The following is a 20,047-nucleotide window of genomic DNA, read 5'->3' on the forward strand; positions in this document are numbered from 1 at the left end:
TTGTTTTCTTTGCGTCCAATTGTTTTAACAGAACCGGGGCGTAATTAACCCCGTCATCTATAATTTACGTAAATGAAAATATTTGAAGGACATTCTTTCCATATACCCGTTCTGGGTGTTGGATATTCAATGGACACTCCTGTAAATGTTGCACCTTTTGGAATTTCGTCGGTGATTTCGCTTGTTGATGATTCGCTGATGGAAAGTATTCGCGAATTCTATTGTAAAAAGTTCGATTTGCCGTTTACTGCCATCCCGAAAAAGGTGGACGACCACAGGGCAAAACGCATAACATCGTACCTGAATACGATGGAAGAAGTGGTAAATCAAAAGGTTGAAAGCTTAAAAGCTTCTTTGTCGAATGTTGGAGGCGAATTGGAAAAATATTACGATATGCTTCCCGAGGCATCGGAGTTGAAGGCGAAATTCAGCCACCTTGGATTTAAAAAATCGGTTTCGGAAGAGCTGAAAAAATGGGTGAACGAGAAGTTGCCGGTGGGATCGATTGATGTGAACATTATGACCAAGCTCGACCAGGTAAACAAAAAAGATGGCGAAGAGCTTCCCATCGAGTATAACGATGCACATGCGGCGCTGCGTGGTTTTGCCAACAGTAACCTCAGTTCGTCGTTGGTACTTTCTGCCGGAATGAGCCCGCGTTTGTACAGCTATATCGAAAATTTCAAGGACTTCTTTCCTGATATTACGGGATCGATTAAAAAGAAAATTATTCTGAAAGTGAGCGACTTCCGATCGGCACTGGTGCAGGGGAAAATGTTGGCTGCAAAAGGACTTTGGGTTTCGGAATACCGCATTGAATCGGGTGTAAACTGTGGTGGACACGCTTTCCCTACAAACGGTGTTTTGTTTGGGCCAATTCTGGATGAATTCCGTCTGAACCGTCAGAAGTTGTTCGATACCTGCGCTGAGATTTATAAAACAGCTTTGCAGAAAAAGGAGCTTTCGCAACCGGCTGCCGAACCTGATATAAAAATTACCGCACAAGGTGGTGTTGGAAACGTTGAGGAGCACAACTTGATGCTCGAGCATTACAACATGGACAGCGTTGGCTGGGGATCGCCGTTTATGCTGGTTCCCGAGGTTATCAGTATCGATACCGAAACCATGAATCTATTGGCCGATGGCAAGGAAAAAGACTATTACTACAGTGGATTGTCGCCGCTGGGTGTACCTTTTAACAGTATTAAAGGCGCATCGATGAGTCGGCTTCGTTTGGCGATGGCTGCCGATGGAAAAGCAGGAATGCCCTGTACAAAAGGATTTTTACGGTATAACACGGAGTATACTGAAAAGCCAATTTGTACTTCGTCGCGCCAATACCAAAGTAAGAAGCTGAAGGAACTGGAGGAGATGAATTTGCCGGAAGCAGAATACAAAAAGGCTTACGATAAAATAATCGAGCCGGAATGTTTATGTATCGGGCTTGGAATTTCGATGCTGCAATCGAAAGGGATTGCAGTGAAAGAAAACGAAAAAGTAACCGTTTGTCCGGGACCAAACCTGGCGTATTTTTCAAAAATCTCTTCGCTGAAAGAGATGGTGGATCATATTTACGGCCGTATTAATTTGTTGGACAAAGGGTATCGTCCTCACATGTTTTTGAAGGAGCTGAGTATGTACCTCGATATTTTTAAAGAGCGTATGGAGGCTTTTCAGAAAGATACTGAAGACGTGAAAGAAAAACGTAACCTGTTGAAATTCAAGAAGAACTTGATGGACGGCATCGACTATTACAAAAACCTTTTTGGTGAGAAGAAAAAGGATGTGGTTGTCGAGCTGGAAAAACTCATTCAGAAATATTCAGTTCTGAACGTGGAATTGTAATTGTTTTCACATTACTATAATTGAAGCGGGATCCATTCATTTGGGTTCCGCTTTTTAATGCCACAAATTTTAGATAAGTAAATTCAGAATGAAACAATTTGACTGGTCAAATTGTAATTATGACAAAAAACAGATCGATGTGATGATAATCTGTTTATATTTGGCTGCATTAAAAATCTGGTTGTCGTTCGATACCACAAATTATTAAATCATTTATGAAGCGTTTTTATTTGTTCCTTTTGGTGTTTTCCCTGTTTGTGATTAGTGTTAATGTTAAAGCCGAAGATGCTGACTCGTTGTATGTTGCGACACATTATAACGAATCGGAATACTTCATTGAAATGCGCGACGGCGTAAAATTATTTACGGTGGTTTACACGCCAAAAGATGAATCGAAAACGTACCCGATGTTGATGAACCGTACATGTTATAACGTAGACGGAACTCGCAATAACAAACTCAGAGCGCCATCAGAATACCTGATCCGTGGCGGATATATTCTTGTTTACCAGGATGTGCGCGGCCGTTATATGTCGGGCGGAACTTTTGATAATATGCGCCCCAATATTCCGGGTAACGATGTGAAAAACAAAAAGGATATTGATGAAAGTTCGGATACTTACGACACCATTGATTGGTTGATTAAAAACATAAAAGGCAACAACGGCAGAGTAGGGATTTACGGAATTTCGTATCCCGGACATTACAGTGCAGCAGCGTTGCTTGATGCGCACCCGGCTTTAAAAGCTTCTTCGCCACAAGCCCCGATTTCTGATTTCTTTTTCGACGATTTTCACCACCAGGGAGCATTCTTGCAATCGTATATGGCTGCTTTTCCGGTGTTTGGTTACCAGAAAGATTCGTTGACCAACAAAGCGTGGTACGGCGATAAAATGATGCGTTTGTATAAAGATCGTCCTGCAAATGGTTACGAGTTTAACCTGGCGCTGGGGCCGCTAAAAAATATCACTAAAAAATACCATTACGATAACTTCTTTTGGAACCAGGTAGTAGAGCATCCGAATTACGATGAGTTTTGGCAAAAGCGTTCCATTCTGCCTCACCTGAAAGATATTAATCCTGCCGTGTTGACTGTTGGTGGTTGGTTTGATGCCGAAGATCTGTTTGGACCGATAAACATTTATAAAACCATTCAACACAACGATCCTGATGCCAAAAGCACGATTGTAATGGGACCATGGACACACGGTGGCTGGTCGCGTGAACGTGGGCAGCAAACCATAAATCATATTTACTTTGGCGACAGTATTTCTACTTTCTTTCAGCGCGAAATGGAAAAACCATTTTTCGACTATTACTTAAAAGATGAAGGAAAAATGACTTTGCCGGAAGCTTTTATGTTCGATACCGGATTAAAAGAATGGAAAAAATATGACGAATGGCCTCCAAAAGATGTGGCTCCTGTAACCTTCTCATTCGGGGAAAATGGCAAATTGCTGATGAACGAGGAAGCCGATGCAGGTGATGAGTTTAGCTATGTTAGCGATCCTGCGAAACCGGTTCCTTACCGTTCGGAGGTTGAAGGTTTAACGTTTACGCCACGCCTGTTTATGACCGACGATCAGCGACATGCTTCATACCGACCAGATGTGTTGACTTTTAAAACCGACATTCTGGATGAAGATGTAACTATTGCCGGCGAAATTCTGGCGCAGCTGGTGGTTTCAATGACCGGAACAGATGCTGATTTTGTGGTAAAACTGATCGATGTGTATCCGGATGATCATCCAAATTACGAGCACAATCCTAAAAATATAATCATGGGGGGCTACCAGCAGTTGGTGCGTCACGAAGTGTTCCGTGGACGTTTCCGCGACAGTTATTCCGAGCCGAAGCCTTTCGAGCCGGGAGTACCAACTAACGTAACTGTTCCGTTACAGGATGTGTTGCATACCTTTAAAAAAGGTCATCGCATAATGATTCAGATTCACAGCACCTGGTTTCCTTATATCGACCGCAATCCGCAAAAATATGTCGACAATATTTACAAGGCCGATGAGGAAGATTTTATCAAGTCGGAAATTACGATCCACGGAATGTCAACTGTAAAAGCCGGTGGCGATTTACCTACTATTGAATTGATTGAAAGGGTGGATTAATGTTGAAGGATTGAGAATTTCGAATGATGATTAACGATTTTTGATTGCAGAGGGATTTAGTGCTGAAAATGCATGAATGCTTTAATGCGTCAATGCTTAAGGTGTGAACCAACTTTGTGAAACTCTGTGTCTTCTTTGTGCAACTTTGTGGTTGACTTTTTTATTTGAGTTTTGAGAATTTAAATTTTGCCTATTGCAATTTTGCCAAATGAGAAAGAAGACTGTTACTTTCCTTTCCGTAAACGAAAACGGGTTGGATGAATAGGAAAGACTCCTTCATTTACGAATTTTACATCTTCAAGTGAATAGAAGGCTTTCGGGTTCGTAGTTTTTACGATCAGCTCTACCTTCTTAATTTCCGAACGTTTGATGATGCTGTGAATAATACTAACTTTTTCGTTTGCCCCCTGCGCATTATGGTGAGTGATGCCATATCCCGCAGCTTTCAGATTTTCAATAAGTTTACTTGCATCTTTTTTGGTAATAATCTGAAGTTTAACAATACCAAGTGCCAGTTTTTCTTCAATCAACAGACCAATATAATTTCCGGCAGCAAAACCCAATCCATAGGCAATGTAGCAAAGCCAGTTGTCCAGGTTTTCGATGATCTTTGTAATAGCTATTAACCAAATCAACACTTCGAAGAATCCGAGGATTGGAGCCCAAAGTTTATGCCCTTTCGATACCATTACAATACGAATGGTTCCAATGGTTACATCCGCGATTCGGGATATAAAAATTAATCCCGGAAGCAGTAAATAAATGAATAAATTACTGTCGTAAAAACCTGTTTCCATAGAAGTAAATGTATGAATTCTTTCTTCATCTCGACGCAGAAAAACAGCTAAGTCTACTATTCAAAGTTACAGATTTCTCTCTTTGTTCGAAATGACAGTACCCGTACTTTTCCTCCCGACGCTTTGGTCGGGATTTGGCTATGGCCGATTTTCAATTCGATCAGCAAAGCTGTTCTCAACTTTTCCTTTTGCCTTTGTATTTTTTCCTTTTGACTTGTTCGTCTAGAACTCCGAAGTAAAATGGAACTTAATGTCTTTGAATTCGTCTTGTGCCATTTGCAAAATAAACGATGAATCGGCCATAAAAACATCGCGCCCCAGTTTGTCTTTTGCCATTTTCTGGTGCTTGCGTTTTTTAAATTCGGTCAGCACTTTTTCATCGTCGCACTCAATCCAGCAGGCTTTGTGCATCGATAGTGGCTCGAAACGACATTTCGCTCCGTATTCATGTTCCAAACGATACTGTATAACTTCAAACTGCAGTTGACCAACAGTTCCAATAATTTTTCGTCCGTTAAAAGCACTGGTAAAAAGCTGCGCAACACCTTCATCCATCAACTGGTCAACACCTTTTGCCAGCTGTTTCGATTTCATTGGATCGGCATTTTCTACAAAACGGAACATCTCTGGCGAGAAGCTCGGCAGTCCTTTGAAATGGATATCTTCACCATCTGTAACGGTGTCGCCAATGATGTAGTTTCCGGTATCGGGCACACCAATAATATCTCCAGGGAAAGCCTCTTCAACAATTTCTTTTTGCGAAGCCATAAAAGCGGTCGGGCTAGAAATTCGGAACGATTTTCCCAGTCGAACATTCTTATACATTTTATTTCGTTCGAATTTACCGGAGCAGATCTTTACGAAAGCAATTCTGCTTCGGTGGTTTGGATCAATGTTGGCATGAATTTTAAAAACAAAACCGGTAAACCCTTTTTCTTCGGGTTTTACAACACGTTCTTCGGTAGAACTTGGTTGCGGGATAGGAGAAATTTTAACGAATGAATCGAGCAGTTCCTGTACACCAAAGTTATACAGCGCACTACCAAAAAATACCGGTGCCAGTTCTCCCGACAGGTAGTCTTCGTTATTAAATTCCGGGTAAATTCCTTCAACCAGTTCCAGTTCTTCGCGCAATACATCGGCATCTTCGCCAATATGGTCTTCCAATGTAGGATCCGAAACATCTTCAAACTTGATACGCTCTTCAATTTCCTGAATGTCGGGCGTGAAAAGTTTCAGGCTGCGGTTAAAAATATTGTAAACACCTTTAAAATCTGGGCCATTGTTAATTGGCCAACTTAGCGGGCGAACTTTAATTTTCAGCTGATCCTCGATTTCATCCATCAAGGTAAACGGATCTCCTGCAGGGCGGTCCATTTTATTTACAAAAACGATAACCGGCGTTTTGCGCATCCGGCAAACGTTCATTAGTTTTTCGGTTTGCGGCTCAACCCCTTTTGCGGCGTCAATAACAATAATAACACTGTCAACCGCGGTAAGTGTACGGAAAGTATCTTCCTGGAAATCCTGGTGACCCGGGGTATCCAGAATGTTAACTTTGTAGCCGTTGTACTCGAAACCCATTACCGAAGTAGCCACCGAAATACCACGCTGGCGCTCGATTTCCATAAAATCGGAAGTGGCACCTTTTTTAATTTTGTTGCTTTTTACAGCACCTGCCACACGAATTGCTCCACCAAAAAGAAGCAGTTTCTCGGTTAGGGTGGTTTTTCCGGCATCCGGGTGACTCACAATTCCAAAAGTGCGACGACGTTGTATCTCTTCTAAAAAACTCATTTGCTATCGTATATGTAATGCGGCCGCAAAAATAGAAAAGATATTTTAATTCAATCTCATAAAACAGAAAGAGCTGTTTGGTGTTAAATCTAAAAACGGAAACAGAGACAACCACATGATATTTATTAATGTAGACGAACGGAAATTTGAAGCCTACAAAAACGAACTGGTGAAATTGTACATCGACTCATTTTCGGCGGGTAAAAGCTTTCAATACCATTCTGAAGAAGAAACCGAAGTCTACCTTCGATCAATTTTTGCTGTAGGCTACGGAATTCTTGCCATGAAGGAAAATGAAATTATTGGTGCGATATTGCTAACACCCTTAAGTTTTGATGAATTGCTGCCGGAAGAAATTGCCAAGAATTTTGATATGAATCGCTCGGTTTATGTGGCCGAAATGATGGTGGAAAAATCAAAACAAGGACAGGGGATTGGTAAAAAGTTACTGACATGGTTCCTGAAAGAGGTAGACAGAAATAAGTATAATCAAGCTTTTATTCGCGTTTGGGTAGAGAACGAAGCTGCTCTTGGTTTGTATAAAAAAATGGGATTCGAGGTTTGTGCCACCATGGTTCAGCCCAAGTTACTGGCCGATAAAAGTGAAACTTTTGATTTTGAAAAGATCTATCTGCATCAGAAACTTAGCTGATTTTCCTGTACAATAATTATCAATAACTTAAACAATTTCAATCGTTGATTTGCTATATGCTGATTATATTCGTTAATATTTTGAAACCCGATTTTCAAGGATAGAGTAGATTATGAACAATTTGATAACCCATACAACCGATTTGATTAACGGAAACGCTGAACAAAAAAAGGCAGAAATCCGCGATTATTTCCTAAAAACATATGCTCTGGATGAAAAACTTTACGAGCACTTAAAAAACGATAGAGCTTTTTATCAGCGGGCCGATCCGCTGCGGCATCCGCTAATTTTTTATTACGGACACACAGCCGTGTTTTATATCAATAAACTGGTGCTGGCTAAGATTATCGATCATCGTATAAATTCCCATTTCGAATCCATTTTTGCAATTGGAGTTGACGAAATGAGCTGGGACGATCTGAATGAATCGAATTATGATTGGCCTACCGTAAAAGAGGTGTTTAAATACCGCCAGAAAGTTAAAGAAGTGGTGCTGGATGTAATCGACTCAACTCCGCTGACTTTGCCCATTAATTGGGAGAATCCGTTTTGGATAATTATGATGGGGATTGAGCACGAGCGCATTCATATTGAAACTTCGTCGGTGCTGATAAGGCAATTACCGCTGGAATTTATAAAGCCGAATATTTTCGACGTGCCATGCAAAGAATCGGGCGATGCACCTGAGAACCGCATGTTAAACGTTAAGGGTGGAGAAGTGCTTATCGGCAAACCATACGATCACCGTTTTTACGGATGGGATGTTGAATATGGCGAGCATCAGGTTGAGGTTGATGATTTTAAAGCATCGGAATTCCTTGTTTCCAATGGTGAGTTTCTGGAATTTGTCAAGGATGCTGGGTACAAAACAAAAGAATACTGGACAGAAGAAGGTTGGAATTGGTGTCAATATCAGAAGGCTGAATTTCCACTGTTTTGGAGAAAACACGAGGAGAATTATTTGCTGCGACTTTTTGATCAGGAAATTGAAATGCCATGGAACTGGCCGGTAGAACTGAATTACCTCGAGGCAAAAGCGTTTGCCAACTGGAAAACAAAACAAACCGGTAAAACTTATCGTTTGCCAACAGAAGCAGAGTGGTATCGATTGGCGGAACAGAACGGCATAAACGATGATAATTTTGAATCGGTAGAGGCAAATATTGGTTTGGAAAAGTTCGTGTCACCCTGCCTGGTAAATCAATTTAAACAAGGAGAATTTTACGATATTATCGGTAATGTGTGGCAATGGACGGAAACACCGGTTACCGGTTATCCCGGATTTAAAGTGCACCCCTTGTACGACGATTTTGCAACACCAACTTTCGACGGCAAACACAACTTGATAAAAGGCGGTTCGTGGATTTCAACGGGTAACGAAGCGACCTGGCATGCGCGTTATGCTTTCCGCAGGCATTTTTATCAGCACGCAGGTTTTCGTTTGGTGGAATCTGAAAAACCACTGATTATTCGCAACGACTCGTATGAAACTGATTCGGAAGTGGCCCAGTCGTGTGAGTTTAATTATGGAGAGCCGGTTTTGGGATTCGACAATTTTCCGAAAAGTATAGCCGAAATTTGCAAAGAATATGTAGGCGACCAAAATTCTCTGAAACTTCTGGATTTGAATTGCGATACCGGACGAACAGTTTTTGAACTGTCTGATTCCTTTAAGCAGATTACGGGTCTTGATTTTTCGGCACGTTTTATCCGAATGGCGATCCAGTTGCAGAAGCAGGGTTTTATTCGTTACATAACCAAAGACGAAGGCGAGTTGGTGCATTACAATGACGTGCAGTTGTCGGAACTTGGACTGAATCCAAAAGATAACCTGCAGTTTATGCAGGCCGATGCCAATAATCTGAAACCAATTTACAGGGATTACGATGTTGTTCTGGCCATTAATTTATTGGAAGAGTTGTATAACCCGAAACAGTTTTTGGCGACGATTCATGAGCGATTAAATGCTGATGGAGTTCTCATTCTTGGTTCAACTTACGATTGGGAAAAGAACAATATAAAACGAGAAAACTGGCCGGGTGCATTTAAAGAAGATGGAGAGCCGGTAACTTCTTTTGAAGGAATAAAGGCTTTGTTGCAGGAACAATTTGAATTGGTGAAAGAGCCAATTAATCTGACTGCAGCAAAAACTGTCTCATCCCGAAATATTGAGGTTTCGGTGGTTGAAATCTCTGTTTGGAAAAAGCGCTAAAGGGCCGGAACCAGAAAGAAAGAAGCCCGGAGTTTGAATTGTTCTTCAATCTCCGGGCTTCTCTTTTATCATTTCTTGCTCGAAAGCATCAATCTAATTCTGATTATATTTCGGCTTTTTCACATCTTTAAACGATTCGGAAATGTGTTTCCAGTAATCCTTATGAAATTTCACATCTGATTTTCCAAGGATATCATGATACGTTTTTGGCTCATCATCCGGATGAAATATTTTCAGGTCCATATCTTCATACAACGCTGAAACTTCAGGATGAAACTGTACCGCAAAAACATGAGGATAAGTACTGTGTGCAACGCCTTCAATAATTTTTCCGTCGGGCGATAAACAGGTTACTTCCATTCCTTTTCCCAGCTTTTCAATGGCCTGGTGGTGGCTGCTGTAAATACGTGGCGTTGCTTTTTTCGACACTTTTATGGTCTCTCCAAAAAACGGATTATCAGTAAATTGTATCGTATGCAGGTTGATGCCCATAAAAAGCGAATCCTCCTCGATTAACTGCCAGTAATTGCGGTGCATATTAGCGCGGCCAATGGCAACGGTTTCTTCGGGTGTTTCGGCGTTGTAAATTTCAGCCGGAATATCCTGTATTAAAGTTCCGCCGGTTCCCACATTCATGGTTTGCATGCCCAGGCAAAAACCGGTCACCACATAATCGGGGCGCTCGGCAAGGAAGGGCTTAAACGATTCGTCCTGGTAGCCTCCCAACAGGTGAAACATAAAAGTGGCTTCGTAATAATGACGGGCAGGAGTGTACACTCCCGATTTTGTATTCTCCTCGCCATAAATGGCAGGTGGAATATCGGCGCCTCCAAAAAATATAATCCCGATTGAGTTATCGAAAACCTTTTTCAGTTGAGCGGTAACATCGTTTTCCTGGTATAAATTTGTTTCGTTAAGGTCGCCGGTAATTTCGTGCAGAAAAAAGTTATCGAGCCCATTTTCGTTGATGTAATCCTGCGTTTTTGGGTAATCGCTTTTCTGTTTTTCGTAATAAACACCAACAAATTTTACCTTGTTTTTATTCACCTTCAGAATGTCGTTATCGGTAAGGTATTGAATGGTTTTTATACGATGAACCGTGGGATCGCAAAGAATAATGTACTTTTTGCGGGTGTTAAAATCAGTATCGAAAAAATGTTGTGCGAACGCGTTACTAACCAACAGAAACGCAAACAGAAGTAAAAGCAGCTTTTTCATTTTAAATAAATTAATTTTTTTTTTGACCAGAGTTTTCATCACCAAAATTAAAAGATTAGTGCTTCCAACAATGCATTGATCGTGCTATTTAAATAAAACATAATTTAGGCAGTACACATCCTATAAACTTTGTACATTTGTCTAATCATATAAAAAGAAAAAAGGTTATGAAATTCAATTTTAAATCATCTTACCTGGTATTGGGTGCAGTTATATTAATTGTTTTGCTGCTTTTTGGTGGCCGCATGTTTAAAATATTAAAGCCTGGTGAAAAGGCGGTAATTTTTAAGCCCTATACCACCGGTTTGGATAAGGATAATATTTTTGGTGAAGGATTCCATATAATCGCTCCATGGAACGAACTGGAAATTTACAATGTGCGCGAACAACAGCGCGATGAAACAATGGATGTGCTGGATAAAAACGGTCTTTCAGTAAATGTTGATGTAACGGTTCGTTTTAATCCTGAATATCAGAAGATTGGATTTTTGCACGAACAATTTGGGGTTAACTTTATAAATGTGTTGGTTATCCCTGAGGTTCGATCTTCAGTACGACAAGTTGCAGGGCGTTACACAGCCGAAGAAATTTACTCAACAAAAAGGGCAGAAGTAGAGCAGACTATAATTACAGAAACACGAAAAGTGTTAAGTGAAAATTTTATCGATATGCGTGCCTTGTTAATCCGTTCGATTAATTTACCGGCTCAGATTAAAGGCGCTATTGAAAATAAGTTGCAGCAGGAACAGGAAGCGTTGGCTTATGAATTCCGTTTGAAACGTGAAGAATCGGAAGCTGAACGACGCAGAATTGAGGCAGAAGGTATTGCCAACTATAACCGCATTATCAACGCGAGTTTAACAGATAAAATCTTAACTCAGCGTGGTATTGAGGCAACAACATCGTTGGCCGAGTCGCCTAATTCGAAAGTTGTTGTTATTGGTAGCGGCAAAGACGGGCTGCCTATTATTTTAGGAAATAATTAGAAGCTTTAAAATAATTGAAAAAGCGAGCTGGTAATTACCGGCTCGTTTTGGTTAAGGAAATTTTATCGAAGCTAACTTGTTAACCCCTATCGTAACTTCGTTCCGATTGTCTCCGTCAGCCGACGGAGGACAGGAGCGCCGAAGAAGCGACAGGGGGGAGGTTACAAAGGTTGATTTATTAAGCATGAAAAAAATCAAAAATCCCTGGAAAGATCCAAAGAACATTGGCGAATACAATTGTTTTGCCTGTTCGCCATACAACAGTGCGGGCCTGCAGCTCGAGTTCTGGGAAGATGGTGACGAGATTATCACAAAATGGAAACCCGAGCGTAGTTATGAAGGCTGGATTGGCGTTTTACACGGCGGAATTCAAGCCACTCTACTCGACGAGATCGGCGGCTGGGTCGTAATGTTAAAACTAAAAACTGCCGGTGTTACCACCGATATGCAGGTGAGTTATTTAAAGGCCGTAAAAGTTTCAAAAGGCGAAGTAACCATAAAAGGCAAGCTGATAGCGCACGAGGGACGGACTGCAAAAATAAGTGCATCGCTGTACGACGGAGCCGGCGAAGAATGCGCAAAAGCAGAGGTTTCGTACTTTGTTTTTCCTGAGAAAATAGCCAAAGCACGGTACCAATACCCCGGTTTTGAGGCATTTTACGATTAGCCGATCTGCAGCCTCTGCTTGCAGACGTAATTAATTGATATGGTGATCTGAGTTATTCTTCTTCGTCGTCGAATTCGGAAGTATAATCAGGCATATCATCATCTTCATCGAACTCGTCGTAAATAGAAAATTTTTGTTTAGAACTTTTGTCACGCGATCCGGCGTGTTTGTTTTGTTTTCGGTCAAATTTGTCTAATTCGGGGTAACGATTTTTGTTTACTTTCTTTTTCATCACGTGGGTAAACCAATGTAATTAAAAATTAAATAGTTAGATTAAATAAATTTCCGCAGGCAAAATAGAAAAAAAATAAATAAAACAAATCTGTCGTTTATTATTTTTATAAAATTGTAAAGTTATACGGAAGTGTTTGTAATATGTTATTCATGAAAAGACTTAAAAATATTGTTCTGATACTTTTTTGTGCTACTCTTTGGATTGGGGCACAGGCACAGGATTCTAAAAAATCGGACAAGTTGTTTGAAGAAGCCCGAAAGTATTATGTCGACGATAATTATCCGGCAGCAATTGAAGCGGCTGACAAGCTTTTAAAGAAAGACCCGGAGTATGCGAGTGCTCACCTTTTGTTGGCTGAGATTTATAAAGATTTGGATTCCACCCGCCTGGAAATAAAACACCTCACCAAGGCCGTAGAATTGGATGATAACCCGCTGATTGATTTTCGTTTAGGAGAATCGTTTTATAAGCTGGGAATGTATTCCGAGGCGCTCAGTTTCTACGAGAAATACAAGGAGAATAAAAATATTCCGGAAAAGCGGCAGTTTCTGTTGGCGTGTAAAATTGCCAGTTGTCGTTTCGCACTCAACAGCATCGAGAATCCGGTGGCTTTTGAGCCCACGAATCTGGGCGACGAGATAAACACTGCCAATGATGAATATTGGCCAACGCCGTCGCTCGATGGAAAACATTTGGTTTTTACCCGTTTGATGAAAGACGGGGGCCGGCCACAGGAAGACTTTTTTATGGCCGAAATCGACTCGTTCAACTGGGACAATGCTGTGCCGATGAGCGAAGTGAATACTGCAGATAACGAAGGTGCTCAAACATTATCGGCCGATGCAAAAATACTGTTCTTTACAGCCTGTAACCGTGGAGATGGTTTGGGGAGTTGCGATATCTATTTCTCACGATTAGTTGAAGGAAAATGGACCGAACCACAAAATGCAGGAGCACCTTTAAACACTGCGTCGTGGGAAGGACAACCTTCGCTATCGTCTGATAATCATTACCTCTATTTTTCGAGTAACCGGCCCGGAGGAATGGGACAAAAAGATATTTGGCGGATTGCTTTTAACGGCTTTTCAGACGATGGAAAACCGCAATGGGGTAAGCCGGAAAATATGAAAGCTTTGAATACTTCGGGCGACGAGATTTCGCCATTCATTCATGCCAATAACCACAACTTTTACTTTGCTTCCGATACGCATGTAGGTATGGGAGGGCTCGATTTGTTTACAGCCGAAATTACCGAATATGGCGAAGTGAAAGACCTGAAAAATATGGGTTACCCCATAAATACCTACAAAGATGATATGGGGCTGACAATTAGCTCGATTGGCGATATTGCCTATTTTTCATCAGCACGTGAATCGGATAACGGGCTTGATATTTTTTCCTTTAATCTGGATCGTGGATTACAACCACGACCTGTTACTTACATCAAAGCAAAAGTTACAAATAGAGCAACAACCGAACCGGTTATGGCCGATATTGAGCTTGTTAACCTGAATTCATCAGTTAGTGAACCACGCATCGAAAAAGCCGACGAAAACGGCCAGATTATGCTCGCCTTGCCTGTGGGGCGCAATTATGCATTTAATGTTTCGGAAGATGGGTTTATGTTCTACTCGCAATCTATGCGTTTAGCGGATGAGAATTCTTTGACCGATCCGTTTATTCTGAACATTGAATTGGAACCAATAGAAGTTGGTGCCGAAATGGATCTTCACAACATTTATTACGAAACCGATTCGTTTGCGATCCTTTCGGAGTCGGAACCTGAATTGCAGAAACTGGTCGGCTTTTTGAAAAATAATGGTGGCTTAAAAGTAGAGATTCAGGGACATACCGATAGCTCGGGTAATCCGGAAAGTAACCTTGAACTTTCGAAATTAAGGGCAAAATCGGTAGTTGATTACCTTGTTGAAAATGGTATTACAAGCAGCCGTTTGCAATCGGAAGGATATGGCGATACAAAACCTGTAGCTACCAACGAAACGGTTGAAGGACGCCGGTTAAATCGTAGAACAACGATTAAAATTATTGCCAAATAAAGATTTTTGGTATCATAACTTTGTTAGTTGTTTCATTTGTCTACTTTTATGGTTTGTACCAAAAATCTGATAAATGAAACAACTGCTTTGTACCGCATTCGTATTAGTGTGTCTTATTTTTACCGCCTCTTCACAAGAAAAATATCTTAATCAATGGCCATCCTTTCGGGGGCCGTTTGCCAAAGGTTTTATCGAAAATTCAAAAACAGTAAGTAGCTGGAATATCGAAACCGGAGAAAATGTGCTCTGGAAAACTCAGATACCCGGCTTAGGGCATTCAAGCCCTACAATTTGGGACGATAAAATGTTTATTTCTACAGCCGTTAGCAGTTCGGGCGATAACGAAGTAAAAATAGGTTTGTACGGGGATGGTGATGCCGTGGAAGACGAGTCCATTCATGAATTCAAATTGTATTGCCTCGATAAAAATTCCGGCGAGATCGTTTGGGAAAAACTGGCCACCAAACGTGTTCCCAAAGTAAAACGTCATACAAAAGCATCGCATGCCGATGGTACACCTGCAACCGATGGAAAACATGTGGTTGTTTTCTTTGGCTCAAACGGGCTGTTCTGTTACAACATGGATGGAGAATTGGTTTGGCAAAAGGAATTCGATAAAATGAATGCCGGGCCTTACGATGTGCCCGAGTTGGAGTGGGGATTCTCAAGTTCTCCAATTATTCATAACGACAAAGTAATCATTCAATGCGATTATTTAGGCGACTGTTTTTTGGCCTCGTACGATATAAATACCGGGGAAGAAATATGGAAAACATCGCGCGAGGAAGTTTCGACCTGGAGTTCTCCAACAGTGTTTGAAAAAGATGGAAAAACACAGGTGGTGGTAAACGGCTGGAAACACATGGGCGGTTACGATTTTGAAACCGGCAAAGAGATTTGGAAAATGAGTGGAGGAGGAGATATTCCTACGCCAACACCCGTAGTTGCCAACGACCTGATATTCATAAATAATGCACACGGCCGGTATTCGCCAATTTATGCCATAAAAACAGATGCTACCGGCGACATAACTCTCGAAAAGGATGAAACGGAAAATGAAAGTATCGTTTGGAGTATAAAACGTGGTGGCGCGTATATGCAAACGCCGCTGATTTATGGCGATTATTTATATAACCTGCGTGGAAATGGTTCGTTAAATGTATTCAATGCAACTACGGGCGAATTGATGTATAAAGAAAGTCTGGGATCGGTTGGAGGTTTTACAGCGTCGGGTGTGGCTGCCGATGGGAAGGTTTATTTGTGCTCGGAACAAGGAGATGTTTTTGTTGTTAAAGCAGGCCCTGAGTTTGAAATTTTGGAGCACAATAAAATGAACGATGTGCTTATGGCTTCACCTGCAATAAGCGGCGATGTTTTGTATTTCAGAACGCAAAAATCGGTGATTGCTGTGGGAAATAAATAGCCTTGGGAATTGACCTTCTAATTAGTTTAAGGAGTGTTATTCCCGGTGAGGCCAATTAGTATGCTGATGTAGAAATTTCGAGGATTACCCGGATAGTAGTATCGTGGAGGGTTGCCGCCAAACGAAGGGGCATTAACAGCCAGCATTGAGGAATAATGAATATCAAAAATATTTTGAACGCCTCCGCGGATATCAAATTTAAAGTTGTCCTTTTTTCCTTCGTACCTGATTTCTGCATTGGTTAATCCAAATGCTTCCGAGAAAGTGCTATTAGCATCGTTTACAGGCATTTTTCCGTTATAGCGGTACCAACCGTTTATCGATAAGTTTTTGATGGGGGACAAGGTGGAACCAAAACTGAATGTTTCTTTTGCAGTTCCAGGTAAAAGATTGCCGGAATAATCGTTTCCTAAATTCACAAAATCGTTAAAATGATAGTTCGCCAATGTTGTACTTCCGTATAAAGTTAGCAGCGGATTTCTGTTGTGTGTAATGGTTACCCATGTAAATTCGGCCTCGAAACCCGGGTGCACTGATTGCCCGGCATTAACACCAACATAAGCATCTTCGCCGGTGCGATGTGCCACAAGCAGGTTGTCGATATAAATGCGGTAGTAGCTTGCCGAAAGTTTAAACCGGTTGGTAATTTGGGTTCTGAATCCCGCTTCAAAACTCCATCCCGATTCCGGTTTTATGTCGGGATTAATACTGCCTTCAGGCATTAAGGTTTCTTCGAAAGAAGGCGTTGAAAAACCATGGCTGATATTTCCAAAAATTGAATTCTCGTGATTCAAAAGAACATTTACTCCCAAACGCGGCGACAAAACCGGTTTGTAATTTCGGTTACCCGACTGGTCGCCGTTTTCCGTAAAATGATCGGTGTATTTAAAACGTGTGAGGTTTCCGTTCAAGCCGGCAGAAATAAATACCCGCTCTTTAATGTTCGATTCCAACTGAATAAAAAGATTCTCGTATTGTCGTTTTTCATTGTTATCCGAAAGTAGCTGATCGTTATCGTTGTCGAAAGTCTGCCAGTCGTAGGTTTCGCGGAACATTTCCAAGCCGGTCGTCATCACCATACGAAATTCTTCTGTGGCAACAACTTTTTGAATGTAAGCACGCCACCCGATGTAGTCTGACGATTCTTTCAGGCGGTTAAACGGACGCAGTTCATCCAAATCGCGGATACTTCCAAAAACACCAACCGATATTTTGCCGTCGTTAAGCGTAAAACGATTAAACGACGCGCCAAATTGCGAGTTGCTATACTCCTCAAATCCCTTTACCGAAGCCCAGTTTTGTGCAGCACTTTCCGGATCGTTTTCATAGGTTTCCAAATCGAGCGAACTCGGAATATAGCCTTTCATTTTTGTGGCTTTTAGCAAAAACTGAAGGTTCGATTTTTCCGAAAAATTGTAAATGGAATTGATGAGCAGATTGCCCCGGTTTGTCGAATTATTTTCGCGGTAACCATCGCTCGAAAGCAATGCGCCAAGTGTGTAAATCTGTAATTTATTTGCAGTAACTCCGGCCGACAGCGTGTTTTTATACGTGCCAAATGAGGCCACTGTAGTTTTGTTTTGCACAAAATCCTTTACCACAGTTTTCGGATGAAAGAGCAGCACCCCGGCCAATCCGGCACCGTACAAACTCGATGATGGTCCTTTTATGATTTCAACACGTTGAATGGCTGAGTTTTCAAGGTCTTCCAAAACGGTTTCACCATCACCGGTAGTTAACGGTATTTCGCCAAAGTAAGCTTTAATTTTGTTTGTGCCGTATGGCGTTCGCGAGCCAATTCCTCGAATGGTTAAACGATTGGTGTTAAATGTGCCGTGGTGCATTAAAATTCCGGGAATGCGGTTCAACGCATCGATGGGAGTGAGTGCATCGCCCGATTCAAGTTGCTCGGGTTGCAGCAAATTAACCGGCGCCGGTGTATTAAAAATATTATATGGCGAACGAAATGCGGTAATGGTGATTTCTTCTATCTGATCACTTAACGGCGTTGTATCCTGACGTGTGAACGGTAATTGCGCATACAACACATTTGTAGGAATAAATCCGGAAATGATCAGGAAGAGTAGAAATGTACACCATCTCGTTTTCATCACAGGCTTTTTTGTTCTCTAACCAAAGTTTATGAAAGGTAGGGAATATTTTTGAGCCGTAAAAATGTGCGAAAACGGAATGGTGAATTTGGTGTCTTTTCAGCTATTTCGCTTTGTTTAGACGGTAACCTTTTTTAGTCCCAACAGAAAATCTTCATTAATGCTGGCACCTAGTCCGGGCGTTTCAGTAATGGTAATTTTACCCTTGTCGCCATAAATAATACCTCCTTCAACCGGATCTTCTTCCATCATTAATGGTGTGTCAAAATCGTAATAAACAATGTTTTTTGAAGAAAGGGAAAAATGGGCTGCTGCGGTGAATCCCAAACGCGTTTCAAGGAATCCACCAACCTGGATTTCCATTTTTGCGGCTTTAGCAAATTTCACAATCTTCAGTGCTTTAAAAATACCACCCGATTTGCTCAGTTTAATATTGATCAGGTCGCAGGCATATAAATCGATCAATCGTTTTGCATCGATGTGATCACAGCAGGTTTCGTCGGCCATAATTGGAATAGGGCTGAATCGCCGGATCTCAGGTAGAGCCATGTAATCCCAACGCGGAATAGGCTCCTCGCAATGTTGTATTTTATAAGGTGTAAGCGCTTTTAAAATATCGAGTGCTTCTTCGGTTTTCCATCCCTGGTTGGCATCCAAACGAATCGGAATTTTTGGACCAATCGCTTCGCGAATTCTTTTAATGCTTTCCACATCCTGTTCTTTCGAGTGGCCAAGCTTTACTTTTACGATCTCAAAACCATTCTCAACAATACGTTTAGCATCGGCAGCCATCTTTTCCGGGTTGGTAAGACTTACCGTATAATCTATTTGCATTTCCTTGTCGTTTTGCCCTCCAAGAAATTGGTAAAGTGGTACACCGACTTTTTGCGCCGAGATGTCATACAACGCCATGTCGAAAGCACTTTTTATGCTCGAATTACCATAAATAGTTTTGTCCATTGCGTGTGTGCATGCCTCAATGTCTTCCGGGTTTTTTCCTTTTAAAACCTGGGCCAGATACTGCCCAACAATAAAACAGGTTTCCATGCTTTCGCCGTTGATCGTCATAAACGGGCTACATTCGCCAAAGCCTGTAATGCCTTGGTTTGTGTGGATAACAACGATCACATTTTGGGCGTGATACATTGGGCCTAATGAAATAACAAAAGGTTCTTTTAATTTGATGGGAGATTGGTAGATATCAATCGTGTCGATTATAAGGTTCATTGTAATAGTGCAGTTTTTTTACAAAGTTGATAAATCTTTTCAATGAATTTGTATGACAAATGATATAATTTGACAGATTAACAAAATAATTAAGATTTAAGATCACGTTTAAATTTTGATGGAGAAGAAAAACATTAAGATCCAAATTTCAGTAATGAATCAGGTTATATGGGAAAGAAACTTCTTTTGTCTTATCAGACGGATTTTACTATTTGTCTTGCCACAAATAGTAAACACAAAAGTCAAGGCTGCGCCCGCTTCCCTCGGAAAAGCTGCGCGGTGCCTGCTAAAATTCCTGAAACTCGTCGTACCTCCTCAAACAACAGTAATTTTTTGACGCCGTCACCTCTTGTTTTCCGGCTCACCGGACGAGGCCAGGCTCCGATGTTTCTGACGCTACATTAGTGGACGGCCTCTTTTGGTCTTAGCGCGGAGTTGAAATAAAACCTTAATGAGAGCGGGAAGCTTCGAGGAATCGAGGAGATCACCCGTCCGAATTTGGGTTTTATGAGAATGGAGGGTTAAGATCAAAAGGAGCCTTGATCTTTGTGCATACTATTTGGATTAAGCCAAATAGTTTGGCCGCCGGCAGGCAGAAATTACAATCTACTTTTTGTATAAAACTGATGATTCAAATGGAATTACAGGTGATGCTTGATTCGTATATTGAAAATGGGGATGGTAAAAAATAAAAAAGCCC

14 protein-coding genes are annotated in these 20,047 nt (G+C 41.3%); 8 read left to right on the forward strand and 6 right to left on the reverse strand.

Going from position 1 to position 20,047, the window contains the following annotated elements; translation table 11 throughout:
* Positions 1 to 72: 72 nt before the first annotated feature.
* Together QZ576_RS08180 and QZ576_RS08185 are read left to right on the forward strand one after the other, a co-directional pair.
* Complete coding sequence (locus tag QZ576_RS08180; RefSeq protein ID WP_297095941.1) at positions 73 to 1,845, forward strand: hypothetical protein; 1,773 nt, start codon at positions 73 to 75, stop codon at positions 1,843 to 1,845.
* 215 nt (positions 1,846 to 2,060) lie between these two features.
* Positions 2,061 to 3,965 carry a CocE/NonD family hydrolase gene (locus QZ576_RS08185; RefSeq protein WP_297095943.1) on the forward strand — a complete coding sequence of 635 codons (1,905 nt, stop codon included), beginning with the start codon at positions 2,061 to 2,063 and terminating at the stop codon, positions 3,963 to 3,965.
* Positions 3,966 to 4,189: 224 nt separating this feature from the next.
* Here QZ576_RS08185 and QZ576_RS08190 read toward each other — a convergent pair whose 3' ends face one another.
* On the reverse strand, positions 4,190 to 4,762 hold the full coding sequence (locus QZ576_RS08190; RefSeq protein WP_297095945.1) for a DUF2179 domain-containing protein: 573 nt from the start codon (positions 4,760 to 4,762) through the stop codon (positions 4,190 to 4,192).
* 222 nt (positions 4,763 to 4,984) lie between these two features.
* Positions 4,985 to 6,559 (reverse strand): peptide chain release factor 3, encoded by a 1,575-nt coding sequence (locus QZ576_RS08195; RefSeq protein ID WP_297095946.1) that lies wholly within the window; start codon positions 6,557 to 6,559, stop codon positions 4,985 to 4,987.
* Between the two features lie 115 nt (positions 6,560 to 6,674).
* Here QZ576_RS08195 and QZ576_RS08200 point away from each other — a divergent pair, with 115 nt between their 5' ends.
* Together QZ576_RS08200 and ovoA are read left to right on the forward strand one after the other, a co-directional pair.
* Positions 6,675 to 7,211 carry a GNAT family N-acetyltransferase gene (locus QZ576_RS08200; protein ID WP_297095947.1) on the forward strand — a complete coding sequence of 179 codons (537 nt, stop codon included), beginning with the start codon at positions 6,675 to 6,677 and terminating at the stop codon, positions 7,209 to 7,211.
* A 112-nt stretch (positions 7,212 to 7,323) separates the two neighbouring features.
* Positions 7,324 to 9,423 (forward strand): 5-histidylcysteine sulfoxide synthase, encoded by a 2,100-nt coding sequence (gene ovoA / locus QZ576_RS08205; protein WP_297095948.1) that lies wholly within the window; start codon positions 7,324 to 7,326, stop codon positions 9,421 to 9,423.
* 93 nt (positions 9,424 to 9,516) lie between these two features.
* Here the strand turns inward: ovoA and QZ576_RS08210 are convergent, their stop codons facing one another.
* Entirely contained in the window at positions 9,517 to 10,641 is a 1,125-nt protein-coding gene (locus QZ576_RS08210; protein WP_297095949.1) for a gamma-glutamyl-gamma-aminobutyrate hydrolase family protein, read from the reverse strand.
* 167 nt (positions 10,642 to 10,808) lie between these two features.
* On the opposite strand from QZ576_RS08210, the gene QZ576_RS08215 reads away from it, so the two are divergent.
* Together QZ576_RS08215 and QZ576_RS08220 are read left to right on the forward strand one after the other, a co-directional pair.
* Positions 10,809 to 11,627: a prohibitin family protein gene (locus tag QZ576_RS08215; protein ID WP_297095950.1), complete on the forward strand. Its 819-nt coding sequence runs from the start codon at positions 10,809 to 10,811 to the stop codon at positions 11,625 to 11,627.
* A gap of 184 nt (positions 11,628 to 11,811) precedes the next feature.
* Positions 11,812 to 12,294: a PaaI family thioesterase gene (locus QZ576_RS08220; RefSeq protein WP_297095951.1), complete on the forward strand. Its 483-nt coding sequence runs from the start codon at positions 11,812 to 11,814 to the stop codon at positions 12,292 to 12,294.
* Between the two features lie 52 nt (positions 12,295 to 12,346).
* Here the strand turns inward: QZ576_RS08220 and QZ576_RS08225 are convergent, their stop codons facing one another.
* Positions 12,347 to 12,526: a hypothetical protein gene (locus tag QZ576_RS08225; protein WP_297095952.1), complete on the reverse strand. Its 180-nt coding sequence runs from the start codon at positions 12,524 to 12,526 to the stop codon at positions 12,347 to 12,349.
* 152 nt (positions 12,527 to 12,678) lie between these two features.
* On the opposite strand from QZ576_RS08225, the gene QZ576_RS08230 reads away from it, so the two are divergent.
* Complete coding sequence (locus QZ576_RS08230; protein ID WP_297095953.1) at positions 12,679 to 14,586, forward strand: OmpA family protein; 1,908 nt, start codon at positions 12,679 to 12,681, stop codon at positions 14,584 to 14,586.
* A 73-nt stretch (positions 14,587 to 14,659) separates the two neighbouring features.
* A complete protein-coding gene (locus QZ576_RS08235; protein ID WP_297095954.1) occupies positions 14,660 to 16,009 on the forward strand; it encodes a PQQ-binding-like beta-propeller repeat protein in 1,350 nt (449 codons plus the stop codon).
* Positions 16,010 to 16,035: 26 nt separating this feature from the next.
* On the opposite strand, the gene QZ576_RS08240 is transcribed toward QZ576_RS08235, so the two are convergent.
* Both QZ576_RS08240 and QZ576_RS08245 read right to left on the reverse strand, forming a co-directional pair.
* Positions 16,036 to 18,120, reverse strand: a complete 2,085-nt coding sequence (locus tag QZ576_RS08240) for a TonB-dependent receptor (protein WP_297095955.1) — start codon at positions 18,118 to 18,120, stop codon at positions 16,036 to 16,038.
* Positions 18,121 to 18,237: 117 nt separating this feature from the next.
* Entirely contained in the window at positions 18,238 to 19,347 is a 1,110-nt protein-coding gene (locus QZ576_RS08245; protein WP_297095956.1) for a mandelate racemase/muconate lactonizing enzyme family protein, read from the reverse strand.
* Positions 19,348 to 20,047: the final 700 nt, after the last annotated feature.

Origin of the sequence: uncultured Draconibacterium sp. (assembly GCF_913060805.1) — a bacterium.
Classification (GTDB): Bacteria; Bacteroidota; Bacteroidia; order Bacteroidales; family Prolixibacteraceae; genus Draconibacterium.